We start from the raw sequence: 13,586 nt of genomic DNA, 5'->3' as shown, positions 1-13,586 counted from the left end.
GCACCTCCGAAAACCCTGTACACTCGTATCCGGCCGGTGCGGAAGAGCCTTCCGGAGCCGGTCATGGTGGGTGTAGCTCAGTTGGTAGAGCACCTGGTTGTGGTCCAGGTGGCCGCGGGTTCAAGTCCCGTCACTCACCCTCGTCGTTCAAGGCCCGGCCTGCAGAGCAGGCCGGGCCTTGAACATTCCAGGAGTCGTTCCGCCAGCGGAGCTGACCACGCAGCAGGCAGTCGGCATGCTGAACGTCTCCCGGCCGTTCCTGATCGGGCTGCCGGAGGCCGGTGGGATCGACTACCGGAAGGTCGGCACTCCGGCTTCCCGACGCGGACGACCAGCGTGTACGTACCGCCGCGATCGAATCGCGGGCTCAGCTCGTCGTGACCGACTACCTCGTGGGTCTTCCCAAGGCGGCACTGGTGCCGTGCGACGTCGAAGCCGTCTCCGCGGACGACTTCATCCTGGCCCGGACCGATCTCGACCGGCAACGGGTCTTCGCAGTAGCAGTGCAGCAGATCGTCGACTCCCGGCGCAACCCACCCCGTACCACGGCAGATGTGCTCGGCCGCCTGCAGGCGGCCTGCAGGCCGTCCCCGCTCTCGACTCCGGCCGCTGGCCGCTGGCCGACCGGCGTGTGCCGCCTCAGCACCGAGACGAGAGCCCCCGGGTCTGCCGGCCTCGGCGATCGGAAGCCGCGCAACCTCGGAAGACGGGGCGCAGCCACCCTTGCGGACGTTCGGCGTGGCTGAAGGTGCGGCCCCTCCGGGGGCGTAGGGGCCCTCGGGCGGCTCGCGTCGACGTCCGGCTCGCGCCGCCCCGGAGCCGGGAGCAGGTGCCGCGGTGCTCGTCCCGTCCCTGCCGGTACCGGTACCGGCAGGGCGGCCGGACGCCGGGAGCACCGCCCGACCGCCAGGCGACAGGGCACGAAGGCGTCCGGGCCGTCCCGGCCCGGTGCTCCGGTGGTGGCGACCCTGGACAGGGGAAGTGACGGGTGGGTAGCTTTCGACTGAGCAAGCGCTTAGACCATCGGGCCATCAGGGAGGCGTGCCATGCGGCGCACGGTGTTCAACGAGGACCACGAAGCGTTCCGTCAGACCATCCGCGAGTTCATCGCCTCCGAGGTGGCGCCGTACTACCACGAGTGGGAGCAGCAGGGGTACGTGCCCCGCGAGCTGTACAAGAAGCTCGGAGAGCTGGGCGTCTTCGGGATCGAGGTGCCCGAGAGCTACGGCGGTGCGGGCGAGATGAGCTTCAAGTTCAGCGCCGTGATCAGTGAGGAGTGCGCCCGGGCCGGGGTGAGCTTCGGCGGTTCCAGCGTGCACACCGCGCTCTGCCTTCCCTACCTCCTGAAGTACGCGAACGAGGAGCAGAAGCAGCGCTGGCTGCCCCCCTTCGTCTCCGGCGACCTGATGACGGCCATCGCCATGACGGAACCGGGGACCGGTTCGGACCTGGCCGGGATGAATACCACCGCCAAGCTGTCCTCGGACGGCACCCACTACGTGCTCAACGGCGCGAAGACCTTCATCACCGGCGGGGTCCAGGCGGACCGGGTGCTGGTGTGCGCCCGCACCGCCCCGGCCACCGAGGAGGACCGCAGAGGCGGCATCTCCCTCCTGGTGGTCGACACCCGGAGCGAGGGCTACACCGTGGGCCGCACGCTGGACAAGCTGGGGCTCAAGGCCTCCGACACCGCCGAGCTCTCCTTCAACGACGTCCGGGTGCCGGTGGAGGACCTGCTCGGCGAGGAGGGCGCCGGGTTCGGCTACCTCGGCCAGAACCTCCCGCAGGAGCGGCTGGGCATCGCCTTCGGCGCCTACGCGCAGGCGGCCGCAGCCGTCCGGTTCGCCCAGGAGTACGTGCGGGACCGGACCGTCTTCGGCAAGTCGGTGGCGTCCTTCCAGAACACCAAGTTCGTGCTGGCCGACTGCAAGGCCGAGGTGGACGCGATGCAGTCCTTCGCCGACCGGGCGCTGGAGGCGCACGAGCACGGCGAACTGACCGCGGCGGACGCGGCGTCGGCGAAGCTGTTCATCACCGAGGCCGCGGCCAAGGTGATCGACAGGTGCCTCCAGCTCCACGGCGGCTACGGCTACATGCGGGAGTACCCGATCGCGCGGCTGTACGCCGACACCCGTGTCACCCGCATCTACGGCGGCACCAGCGAGGTGATGCGGTCCATCGTCGCCAAGTCCATGGGCCTGTGAACGGGCCGGTCGCGGGGGGACGCTGAGAGAGTTCGGATCGCACGTCGATGTCAGAGGCACTTCAGTCGCTGCTCGGTCTGCTCGACCTGGAGCGGATCGAGCAGGACATCTTCCGCGGCGCCAGCCAACCGGCCGTGGTACCGCGGGTGTTCGGCGGCCAGGTGGCCGCCCAGGCGCTGGTCGCGGCGGGCCGGACGGTACCCGGTGACCGTCCGGCGCACTCGCTGCACGCCTACTTCCTGCGGCCTGGCGACCCCGGGGCGCCCATCGTCTACACGGTGGACCGCATCCGGGACGGCCGCTCCTTCACCACCCGCCGGGTCGTCGCGGTGCAGCACGGCCGGCCGATCTTCCACCTGTCGGCGTCCTTCCAGGTCCACGAGGAGGGCCTGGAGCACCAGGAGCCGATGCCCGAGGCACCCGGCCCGGAGTCGCTGCCGACGTCCGCCGAGATGCTCCCCGGCTACGCCCACCTGTTCAGCGACCCCGACGTGGCGGACCGGCTGATCCGGGCGCGGGCGGCCGTAGACCTCCGGTACGTCAACGAACCGCCGTACGCGGGCGGCGGCCGACCCCGCGAGCCCCGCTCCCAGGTGTGGTTCCGGACCGACGGCAAGCTCCAGGGGGACGCCGACCAGCCGCTGGTGCACACCTGCCTGGCCACCTACTTCTCCGACATGACGCTGCTGGACTCCGTGCTGCTCGCGCACGGCCGCGGCGGCTGGGCGGTCGGCGACGTGGTCGGAGCGAGCCTGGACCACGCCATGTGGTTCCACCGGCCCTTCCGGGCGGACGGCTGGCTGCTCTACGACCAGGAGTCGCCCACCGCCCAGGGCGGGCGCGGCCTGGGCAGGGGCCGGATCTTCACCGCCGACGGACGGCTGGCGGTCACCGTCATCCAGGAGGGCGTCGTCCGATTGCCCGCCCCGCCGACCGGTGGGGAACCCCACCCCGCCGACCGCTGAGGAACCCCGCCCCGGAGCGTCCCGTCCCGTCCCGGGCCCGGCTGCCGAGCGCCCCGGCGCCCGTGTCCCGACCCCGGACGGCTCCTGGCTCAGTCCAGCCCCGCGGCGGCCAGCAGGTACGCGGTCATCGGCTCGTAGGAGCGCGGGTTCACGACGTGGTCGTCCAGCGGGACGGCGACGGTCAGCCGGTCCTCCGCCTCGCCGAGGAAGAGCGCGGGGTCGTTGCAGTCGGCGAAGCCGACGGTGTCGATGCCGTGCTGGGCCGCGCAGCCGGCCCAGCCGTGGTCGGCGAAGACCAGGTCGGGGGCCGCCTCCCCGGCGCGTTCCAGGACCCGCAGTATCTCCCGCATCGGTTCGGGGGAGTGGGTGTGCCACAACGAGGCGCCGCGCTCGTACATCGCCACGTCGGCGAGCTGCACGATCACGCCCTCGTCCGCGTAGACCTCCAGCGGCACGCGGAGCACCTCGCAGCCCGCGGTTCGCAGCCCGGCGGCGACGGCGCGGTGCACGTCGAGCAGGCCACCGGGGTGGCCGGTGGCGAAGAGCACCCGCTCGGCGCCGTCCACGGCCTTGCGCAGCCGTGCGGCGGCCCGGTCCAGGGCGTCCACGGTCAGGTCCGGGTCGATCGTGTCCTGGCCGCTGCGGTGCCGCGGGTCGTCGACGACCCCGACTCGTTCCGCCATCACGGTCAGGACGTCCCGCTCGTCGGTCCAGCGGTCACCGAGTTCCAGGCCCAGCCAGTAGTGGCGGTCGCCGTTGGAGAGCTTGCGGTAGTGGTCGAGGTTGTTCTCCCGCGGGGTCGCGACATCCCCGGCGATCCGGGTGCGTATGAGGTGGTCGACGAGCTCGGGACGGGTCGGCGCGGTGTTCGCGGAGGGCACAGGCATGCCGACCATTGTGCCGGTCCGCCGGACTGCTGGACGAGGTGTCCAAAAGCCGGCGTCCGCCCGCTTCGGAACGTCCATGTGGCGGCCACCGCCCGGCTGCCTAGGCTCGACGCCATGAGCAGTGAGAGCACCCCCCAGCAGCCCCGCGGTCCCGTCGACTCCTCCCGGGTCCCCCGCTACGCGGGACCCGCCACCTTCGCCCGGCTTCCGCGGCTCGACGAGGTGGGCGACGCGGATGTCGCGGTGGTCGGTGTCCCCTTCGACTCCGGGGTCTCCTACCGTCCCGGGGCGCGGTTCGGCGGGAACGCGATCCGGGAGGCGTCCCGGCTGCTGCGCCCGTACAACCCCGCGCAGGACGCGTCGCCGTTCGCCCTGGCGCAGGTGGCCGACGCGGGGGACATCGCCGCCAACCCGTTCGCCATCGACGAGGCGGTGGAGACAGTGCAGGCCGCCGCCGACGAGCTGCTCGACACCGGCGCCCGGCTGATGACACTGGGCGGCGACCACACGATCGCCCTTCCGCTGCTGCGCTCCGTCGCCCGCAGACACGGCCCCGTCGCCCTGCTGCACTTCGACGCCCACCTGGACACCTGGGACACCTACTTCGGAGCCGAGTACACCCACGGCACCCCCTTCCGGCGCGCGGTGGAGGAGGGGCTCCTGGACACCTCGGCCCTGTCGCACGTCGGCATCCGCGGCCCGCTCTACGGCCGCCGGGACCTCGACGAGGACGAGCGGATGGGTTTCGGCATCGTGACGGCCGCCGACGTGCTGCGCCGGGGGGTGGACGAGGTCGCCCAGCAGTTGCGGGAGCGGATCGGCGACCGGCCGCTCTACGTCTCGATCGACATCGACGTGCTCGACCCGGCGCACGCGCCCGGGACCGGCACGCCGGAGGCCGGCGGGCTGACCTCGCGCGAGCTGCTGGAGATCCTGCGCGGGCTGGCGGGCTGCCGCCTGGTGTCGGCCGATCTGGTGGAGGTCGCGCCGGCCTACGATCACGCGGAGATCACCGCGGTGGCCGCCTCGCACACCGCGTACGAGCTGACCACGCTGATGGCCCGGCAGATCGCCGCCGACCGCTGATCCCCGTGTGCGCCGGCTCCGCGGGGTCCGGGGCCCGGCGCGGCGCAGTGTTTCGGACGCCCGCTCGGCTCAGGCGGGGCGGGTGTTCCGGCTGCGCAGATGTGCTCCTGTCAGCTCGGATAGTGCTGCCGGGTGAGTGGTTTCGTCGCCGTTGCCGATTGCTTTCAGCCGTGTTCGAAGCGGCCCGTTCAGCGCCTCCGACCCCGGTCGATTGAAGCGGAAGGGGCGAGTCTGAACATCGTTCCAGGTGAGCGGGTTTTCAGTGCAGTGTCACTGCTCCTCGCGACATCACATGCTGCCACTGTTCTCACACCCAACGTTACTGATTCTGTTCGGTCGATGTGCAAAGCACCCGGGTTGTCGGCAGACTCAATTCCGCAATCCCGCGGGAAGCGGGGTGTCGCGAGCTAGGCGGCGGCGCCGGCCCTGTGGGGGTGCTGGCTCGCCTGTGCCACCGGCACGACGCCCCATTGCCCGGAGCGGCCCCTGGAGAGCTGCCTGACTCTCCGGGGCTGTTCCCGGCCCTCTCAGGCCCCTCGCGCCCCTGCCACCCCCGACTCCCGCGTGTCGCCGAGCGGCCCGCCCCCGGGGCGCCCGCGCTGTCAGCTCGGTCACACGACTACCGGTCGGAGCTTCCGGTGCGTCAGGCTGGGCCGGATCGTGTGCGGTCGCCTGGCGACCGGACGGGCAGAGCCGGCCGCCCGTCGGCCGGGGGAGGAGCCGCAGTGACACCACGTGTCGAGGAGCTGTACGCGGACATCGAGCGCCGCAACCCGGGGGAGCCGGAATTCCACCAAGCAGTGCGGGAGGTGCTGGAGACGCTTGCTCCCGTCCTCGCCGCGCGTCCCGAGTTGGCGGAGTCCAGGCTCGTGGAGCGGATGTGCGAGCCGGAGCGGCAGCTCATGTTCCGGGTGCCCTGGGTGGACGCCGCGGGGGAGGTGCAGGTCAACCGCGGCTTCCGGGTCGAGTTCAACAGCGCCCTGGGCCCGTACAAGGGAGGGCTGCGGTTCCACCCCTCCGTCGACCTGGGGATCGTGAAGTTCCTCGGCTTCGAGCAGGTCTTCAAGAACGCGCTCACCGGCCAGGGGATCGGAGGCGGCAAGGGAGGCAGCGACTTCGACCCGCGCGGCCGCTCCGACCTGGAGGTGATGCGGTTCTGCCAGTCGTTCATGACCGAACTGCACCGGCACCTGGGCGAGCACACCGACGTCCCGGCGGGGGACGTCGGCGTCGGCAGCCGCGAGATCGGCTACCTGTTCGGCCAGTACCGGCGGATCACCAACCGCTGGGAGGGCGGCGTGCTCACCGGCAAGGGGGCGCTGTGGGGCGGCTCCGCCGTCCGTACGGAGGCCACCGGCTACGGCAGTGTCCTGTACGCCGCCGAGATGCTGGCGACCCGCGGGGAGGACCTGCACGGCCGGCAGGTGGTGGTGTCCGGGTCCGGCAACGTGGCGCTGTACTCCGTGCAGAAGGCCCAGCAACTGGGCGCGCACGTGGTGACCTGCTCGGACTCCGCCGGTTACGTGGTCGACGAGAAGGGCCTGGACCTGGAACTGCTCCGGCAGATCAAGGAAGCCGAGCGCGGCCGGGTGGCGGACTACGCCGAGCGCCGCGGCTCGTCTGCCCGGTACGTGGACGGCGGCAGCGTCTGGGACGTGCCCGCCGACGTCGCGCTGCCGTCCGCGACGCAGAACGAACTGGACAAGGATGCCGCGCTGAGCCTGGTCCGCAACGGCGTGCGGGCTGTCGCCGAGGGTGCCAACATGCCGAGCACCCCGGCGGCGGTGCGCGTGTTCCAGGAGGCCGGTGTGGCCTTCGGGCCGGGCAAGGCGGCCAACGCGGGCGGTGTGGCGACGAGCGCGCTGGAGATGCGGCAGAACGCCGCTCGGGAGCAGTGGTCCTTCTCCCGGGTGGAGGAGCAGCTCGGCGCGATCATGAGCGACATCCACCGCACCTGCGAGGAGGCGGCCGAGCGGTACGGAAGGCCCGGCGACCACGTCACCGGCGCGAACGCGGCCGGCTTCGAGCGGGTCGCGGAGGCGATGCTGGCCCAGGGGGTCGTCTGACGGAGACGCGGAACGGCGCGGGGCCGGGGCGCGGGACCACGAGCGGTCCGCGCCCCGGCCCCGGAGGTCCCCGCCGTGCCGCGTCTCAGAGGTCCCGGCGGAGCCGGTGGAGGAACTCGGCGGTGCGGTCGTTGGTGTCGGCGGCGGCGCACAGCCGGTCCATGACCACCATGTACGTCTCCACCTCGGCGCGCTTGTCGAGGTACAGGGCGCTGGTGAGCTGCTCCAGGTAGACGATGTCCGGGAGGTCCGGTTCCAGGAACCGCAGGATGGTCACCGGCCCGCCGGCGGCAGCCAGGCCGCCGATGCTGAACGGCGCGACCTGGAGCGTGACGTTCGGCTGCTCGGCCATCTTCAGCAGGTGGTCGATCTGCTCCCGCATCACGTCGGTGCCGCCGAGCGGCCGGCGCAGCGCGGCCTCGTCGATCACGGCCCAGAGTCTGGGCGCGTGGGGGCGGGTGAGCAGTTCCTGGCGCTGCATCCGCAGGGCGACCCGGCGCTCGATCTCGGCCTCCGGGGCGCCGGAGTGGCCGAGCAGCGCGACGGCGCGGGCGTAGTCGGCGGTCTGCAGCAGGCCGGGGATGAACTGCACCTCGTAGGTGCGGATCACCGAGGCGGCCTCCTCCATGCCGAGCAGTGTCTCGAACCAGTTCGGCAGCACGTCGCTGTACTTGTGCCACCAACCGGGGTTGTTCGCGTGCCGTGCGAGGGTGAGGAACTCCTGGCGCCGCTCCTCGTCGTGGACGCCGTAGAGGGTGAGCAGGTCGGCCACGTCGCGCTCCTTGTAGCCGACCCGGCCCAGTTCCAACCTGCTGATCTTCGCGTGGGACCCGCGGATCGCGTCACCGGCCGCCTCCCGGGTGATGCCGCACGCCTCGCGCAGCCGCCGCAGGTGGGTACCGAGCACGATCCGCAGGACAGTGGGACCGCCCCTGGGCTGGGCGAGCACTCTGCGGACTGAGGAGTCCTGCTCCGGCTGGGCTGACATCACGCCTGCTCCCGCATGCTCTGAGTGATGAAATGACCGCTCAGTGTCCCATTCGGTTGCAGAGCTGTACAGCCCTGCAGGTGCCACGGGCATTTTCGCCCGGCGCGGGCCGGGAGGCAAAGGCGCACCGCCGCGGCGCGGGCCCGCGCCGCGGCGGTGCGCCGCGGGTGGGTCGGACGTCCGCGGCGTGCCGGTGTCAGCTCCGTTCCAGCAGGTCGTCGAAGTCGCCGTCCTTGGCGCCGAGGATGAAGGCGGACATCTCGGAGCCGGTGTACACCAGTGCGGGACCGGACGGGTGCCGGGAGTTGCGCAGGGCCACGTGGCCGCCGGAGAGCTCGGCCAGCTCGACGCAGTTTCCGCTCGGGTTGCTGCGGTGGCTCTTCCGCCAAACGGCGCCCTGGAGCCCGGTGGCCGGCGCACCGTTGTCAAACTGTTGCATTGTCTGCCTCTCGTCTGGCTTTCCGCCGCTTGCGCCCCGCCCCGATCTCTGGCCGAATACTGCCTCACGGGCCCCCGTTCTTGCACATGTACTTGCATCCGCACTTGCAGCAGTAAGTACATGTGGATGAGTATGGACCCGCAAGTGTGTTCCACCAGCACCCAGAGAGACGGCTGCGGGGTTCGTGATGACGGCACAACCGGACAGGTGGGTGGCTCCTGTCACCCGCCGCCCTGCCCACCGCTCCGGAACCGCCTCACCACCGCTTTCGCTGGTCCCGGCCGCGGCGTCGGGACTGGGACCCGCCGCCTCCTCGGGCTTCGCGGCCCGTACCCTCGGCTGCGGCCCGCGTTCCCCCGGCACGGCGCGGTCCTTCACCCGCGAAGCGCTCTGCAGCTGGGGGATGGCCGATCTGGAGGACATGGTGGACGGCATCGCGATCGCGGTGTCGGAGATGGTCACCAACGCCCTCAACCACAGTGCGGACCCCTGGGACGCCTCGGGAGCCCAGCCGATGCTCCTGAGCCTGCTGCGCCAGGGCGGAACGGTGCTCTGCGCCGTCATCGACCCCGGAGCGGGCGTCCCCTCGGTACGCAAGCCCTCCGAACTGGCCGAGTCCGGCCGCGGCCTGCACATCGTCGACTGTCTCAGCGACGACTGGGGCTGGACCGCCCCCGGTCCGCACGGCAAGGCGGTCTGGGCCCGGTTCTCCGCCGGACACGAGGAACCCTCCCCCCGCGACCTGCGCGACGCGGCCGACGCCGAGTGGGATCCGCTGACCAGGCTCCTGCTGCTCACCGAGATACTCGGCGGCAGCGGACCGAGCTGGCTGGACGCCGTCGCGATGCAGCCCAGCGAGGGCCGCTCCGCCGACTGACCCGCCGGGCGCCCGTGGAAGCGCGACCCGGCGCCCGCGCCCCCCACTGGCCGGCCGCACGCTCCGGCGCCTCCGTCCCCCCCCCACGCCTCGTCCGGCCGGTCGTGCCGGGATGAAAACAGCACCGGACGACGTTGTCTCCTCCGGCAGTGATCGAACCACCGGAGGGAATACGGCGTGGCGGGGACCGAATCGGGGGAGACCACCGGCGAACGGCGCACGGGCTGGGCGAGGAGACTCGCGGCCCACTGCTGGCACTACCGGCGCAACGTCCTGCTCTCGCTGGGCGCCTCGCTCGGCGGGATGGCGGTGATGGCCCTGGTCCCGCTGCTCACCAAGGTCATCATCGACGAGGTCGTGGTGGGCGGAGAGAGCTCGCTTGCCCTGTGGATCGGTCTGCTGCTGGCCGCCGCCGTCGCCGTCTACGGTTTCACCTACGTGCGCCGCTACTACGGCGGCCGCCTCGCCCTCGACGTCCAGCACGACCTGCGCACCGCGATGTACCGCGCCGTCGTCCGGCTGGACGGCCGGCGCCAGGACGAACTCTCCACCGGCCAGGTGGTGGGACGCGGAACCAGCGACCTCCAGCTGGTGCAGAGCCTCCTGTTCATGCTGCCGATGATGATCGGCAACGTCCTGCTCTTCGCCATCGCGCTCGTCGTGATGGTGGTCCTCTCCCCGTTGCTCACGCTCGTCTCCCTGGCCGTCTTCCCCCTGCTGGGCTGGATCGCCGACCTCAGCCGCAAGCGCCTCTTTCCGGCCACCTGGTACGCGCAGCAGCAGGCCGGCGCCGTGGCCTCGGTGGTCGACGGAGCGGTCACCGGGGTGCGTGTGGTCAAGGGCTTCGGCCAGGAGCGGCAGGAGACCGGCAAGCTGCGCCGCATCGGACGCGTCCTCTACGCCGCCCGGCTGCGCACCGTGCGGCTGAACGCCCGGTACACCCCGGCGCTCCAGGCGGTGCCCTCCTTCGGCCAGGTCGCGATGCTGGCGCTCGGCGGCTGGATGGCCGTCCAGGGCGACATCACCCTCGGCACCTTCGTGGCCTTCTCCACCTACCTGGCCCAGCTCGTCGGACCGGTCCGGATGCTGGCTGCGATGCTCACCATCGGGCAGCAGGCCAGGGCAGGTGTCGAGAGGGTCTTCGACCTGATCGACACCGAACCGCGGATGTCCGAGCGACCCGACGCGCACGCCCTGCCCGGGGACGCCGACGCCTCCGTCGAGTTCGACTCCGTCACCTTCGGCTACGACCCCGACCACCCGGTGCTCGACGGCTTCAGCCTCCGCATCGAGCCGGGCGAGACCGTCGCCGTGGTCGGGGCGAGCGGAAGCGGCAAGTCCACCGTCTCCATGCTGCTCCCGCGCTACTACGATGCGACCGCCGGGGCCGTCCGGGTCGGCGGCCACGACGTGCGCGCCCTGACCCTCGGTTCGCTGCGCTCGGCCATCGGTCTGGTGCCGGAGAACAGCTTCCTGTTCTCCGCGTCCGTGCGCGAGAACATCGCCTTCGGCGCCCCGGACGCCACCGACGAGGACGTGCGCGCCGCCGCCCGCGCCGCCCAGGCGGACGGTTTCGTCGAGGATCTGCCGCAGGGCTACGACACCCCGGTGGGCGAGCAGGGGCTCACCCTCTCCGGCGGCCAGCGCCAGCGCCTCGCGCTGGCCCGCGCCATCCTGACCGACCCCCGGCTGCTGCTGCTCGACGACGCCACTTCCGCCGTGGACGCCCGGGTCGAGCACGAGATCCACGAGGCCCTGCGCTCGGTGATGGCCGGCCGCACCACGCTGCTCATCGCGCACCGGCAGTCCACGCTGGCCCTCGCCGACCGGGTCGCCGTCCTCGACGGCGGCCGGCTCGTCGACCTCGGCACCCACCGGGAACTGACCGGCCGCTGCTCCCTCTACCGGCGGCTGCTCACCGACCCCGACGAGCTGGGCAACGTCGAGCGCGACCCGGCCGGCATGGCCGGGCACGACGAGCACGGCACGGTCGACGGCGTCACTCCCTCACTCTGGGTCCGCACCGAGGAGGAGCGGGACACTCCGGTGGACGGCGCCGGAGCTGCCTCGGCGACCGCCGCCGCACAGAGCGGCGCGCCCGGCAGCTTCGGTGCGGAGCTGGGGGCGATGCCGGGCAGTCCGGAGCTGCTTGCCAGGGTGGCGGCCCTGCCGCCGGCCACCGACCTGCCGGACGTCGACGAGAACCGGGCCGAGCGCCCGGAGCCGTCCTACGGGCTGCGGCGCCTGCTGCGCGGCTTCGGCCGGCCGCTGAGCGTCGCGCTCGCCTTCGTGGCCGTGGACGCGATCGCCATGCTGCTGCTGCCGGTGCTCATCCGGCACGGCATCGACGAGGGCGTGCAGCGCACCGCCATCGGAGCGGTGTGGACGGCCGCCGCTCTGGCGCTGCTCGTCGTGGTCGTGCAGTGGGCTGCCCAGTACGCCTCGATGCGGCTGACCGGCCGCACCGGTGAACGGGTGCTGTACGCGCTGCGGGTGAAGATCTTCGCCCAGCTCCAGCGGCTCGGTCTGGACTACTACGAGCGCACCCTGGGCGGCGCGGTCATGACCCGGATGACCACCGACGTGGACGCGCTGTCCACCTTCCTCCAGACCGGTCTCGTCACCGCGCTGGTCTCGCTGCTGACCTTCTTCGGCATTCTGGTCGCACTGGTGGCGATCGATCTCCAGCTCGCCCTCGTCGTCTTCGCCACCCTGCCGCCGCTGGTGCTCGGCACGGTCTTCTTCCGCCGGCAGAGCGTCAAGGCCTACGAACTCGCCCGGGAGCGGGTCAGCGGGGTCAACGCCGACCTCCAGGAGTCGGTGGCCGGGCTGCGGATGCTGCAGGCGTTCCGCCGCGAGGACACCGGCGCCGACCGGTTCGCCGAGCGCAGCGACGGCTACCGCCGCGCCCGGGTGCGCGGTCAGTGGCTGATCTCCGTCTACTTCCCGTTCGTCCAGTTGCTGGCCGCGGTCGCCACCGCCGCGGTGCTGATCGTCGGCTCGGGACGGGTCTCCGACGGCACCCTGACCGCAGGCGCGCTCGTCGCCTACCTGCTGTACATCGAGCTGTTCTTCGCCCCGGTGCAACAGCTCTCCCAGGTCTTCGACGGCTACCAGCAGGCCACCGTCTCGCTGGGCCGCATCCAGCAACTGCTGCGGCAGGAGACGTCCACCCCCGCCGTCGCCGACCCGCGGCCGGTGCCGTCGCTCACGGGGCGGATCGAGCTGCGCGGTGCCGGGTTCCGCTACCGGACCGCCGACGGGCGGCTCGCGGAGGAGCCGGCGCTCGAAGGCGTCGACCTCACCGTCCCGGCGGGCCAGACGGTCGCCTTCGTGGGCGAGACGGGCGCGGGCAAGTCCACCCTGGTCAAGCTGGTCGCCCGCTACTACGACCCCACCGAGGGCACGGTGCTGGCCGACGGCACCGACCTGCGCGGCCTGGACCTGACCGGCTACCGGCAGCGCCTCGGCGTCGTCCCGCAGGAGCCGTACCTCTTCCCCGGGTCGGTGCGGGACGCCATCGCCTACGGCCGGCCGGCGGCGACCGACGCGGAGGTGGAGTCCGCCGCCCGCGCGGTGGGGGCGCACGACATGATCGCCTCGCTGCCCCGCGGCTACCTGCACCCGATCGCCGAGCGGGGCCGCAACCTGTCGGCCGGGCAGCGCCAGTTGCTCGCCCTGGCCCGGGCGGAAATCGTCGCGCCCGACATCCTGCTCCTGGACGAGGCCACCGCGGCCCTGGACCTGGCGACGGAGTCGCTGGTCAACCAGGCCACCGAGCGCCTGGCGGGTCGCCGCACCACCCTGGTCGTCGCCCACCGGCTGACCACGGCGGCCCGCGCCGACCGGGTGGTGGTCCTGGACGGCGGCCGGGTCGTCGAGGACGGTACCCACGCCGAACTGCTGGCACTCGGCGGCCGGTACGCCGCGCTCTGGCGTACCTTCAGCGGTGAGCCAGCGCTGGCCGCCGGTGTCCCGGCCGGCGGCTGACACACCGGTGCCCCGGGTCCTCGCGCGGGAGCGTCCCGTCTCCGCGCGAGGACCGGGGCCGGTTCAGGGCCCGCGGGTCAGGCC

At 72.3% G+C, this 13,586-nt stretch carries 10 protein-coding genes and 1 tRNA gene; 8 read left to right on the top strand and 3 right to left on the bottom strand.

Features of this window, described 5'->3' with window-relative positions; translation table 11 throughout:
- Positions 1-66 precede the first annotated feature (66 nt).
- The 4 genes from H300_RS0105080 to H300_RS25020 all read left to right on the top strand — a co-directional run bounded on the left by H300_RS0105080 (position 67) and on the right by H300_RS25020 (position 3,169).
- A tRNA-His gene (locus H300_RS0105080) sits at positions 67-139 on the top strand.
- 142 nt (positions 140-281) lie between these two features.
- Complete coding sequence (locus H300_RS32155) at positions 282-746, top strand: VapC50 family PIN domain-containing toxin (protein ID WP_051269481.1); 465 nt, start codon at positions 282-284, stop codon at positions 744-746.
- Between the two features lie 300 nt (positions 747-1,046).
- On the top strand, positions 1,047-2,204 hold the full coding sequence (locus H300_RS0105070) for an acyl-CoA dehydrogenase family protein (RefSeq protein ID WP_028426576.1): 1,158 nt from the start codon (positions 1,047-1,049) through the stop codon (positions 2,202-2,204).
- Between the two features lie 47 nt (positions 2,205-2,251).
- On the top strand, positions 2,252-3,169 hold the full coding sequence (locus H300_RS25020) for an acyl-CoA thioesterase (protein WP_051269479.1): 918 nt from the start codon (positions 2,252-2,254) through the stop codon (positions 3,167-3,169).
- 89 nt (positions 3,170-3,258) lie between these two features.
- Here H300_RS25020 and H300_RS0105060 read toward each other — a convergent pair whose 3' ends face one another.
- The gene (locus tag H300_RS0105060) at positions 3,259-4,056 is read right to left on the bottom strand and encodes a phosphatase (RefSeq protein WP_028426575.1); all 798 of its coding nucleotides are present in this window, start codon (positions 4,054-4,056) and stop codon (positions 3,259-3,261) included.
- A 114-nt stretch (positions 4,057-4,170) separates the two neighbouring features.
- Between H300_RS0105060 and speB the strand changes: the two genes are divergently transcribed.
- Complete coding sequence (gene speB, locus H300_RS0105055) at positions 4,171-5,142, top strand: agmatinase (RefSeq protein WP_028426574.1); 972 nt, start codon at positions 4,171-4,173, stop codon at positions 5,140-5,142.
- 725 nt (positions 5,143-5,867) lie between these two features.
- Positions 5,868-7,208, top strand: a complete 1,341-nt coding sequence (gdhA, locus tag H300_RS0105050; protein ID WP_028426573.1) for an NADP-specific glutamate dehydrogenase — start codon at positions 5,868-5,870, stop codon at positions 7,206-7,208.
- A gap of 85 nt (positions 7,209-7,293) precedes the next feature.
- On the opposite strand, the gene H300_RS0105045 is transcribed toward gdhA, so the two are convergent.
- Complete coding sequence (locus H300_RS0105045; RefSeq protein ID WP_037979116.1) at positions 7,294-8,196, bottom strand: Scr1 family TA system antitoxin-like transcriptional regulator; 903 nt, start codon at positions 8,194-8,196, stop codon at positions 7,294-7,296.
- 196 nt (positions 8,197-8,392) lie between these two features.
- A complete protein-coding gene (locus H300_RS0105040; RefSeq protein ID WP_028426571.1) occupies positions 8,393-8,635 on the bottom strand; it encodes a DUF397 domain-containing protein in 243 nt (80 codons plus the stop codon).
- 271 nt (positions 8,636-8,906) lie between these two features.
- On the opposite strand from H300_RS0105040, the gene H300_RS0105035 reads away from it, so the two are divergent.
- Together H300_RS0105035 and H300_RS0105030 are read left to right on the top strand one after the other, a co-directional pair.
- Complete coding sequence (locus H300_RS0105035) at positions 8,907-9,512, top strand: ATP-binding protein (protein WP_486583569.1); 606 nt, start codon at positions 8,907-8,909, stop codon at positions 9,510-9,512.
- 177 nt (positions 9,513-9,689) lie between these two features.
- Positions 9,690-13,502 carry an ABC transporter ATP-binding protein gene (locus H300_RS0105030; protein ID WP_028426569.1) on the top strand — a complete coding sequence of 1,271 codons (3,813 nt, stop codon included), beginning with the start codon at positions 9,690-9,692 and terminating at the stop codon, positions 13,500-13,502.
- Positions 13,503-13,586: the final 84 nt, after the last annotated feature.

The sequence above is a fragment of the Streptomyces sp. TAA040 genome (genome assembly GCF_000424845.1).
This window is presented reverse-complemented; position numbering and strand designations above follow the sequence as displayed.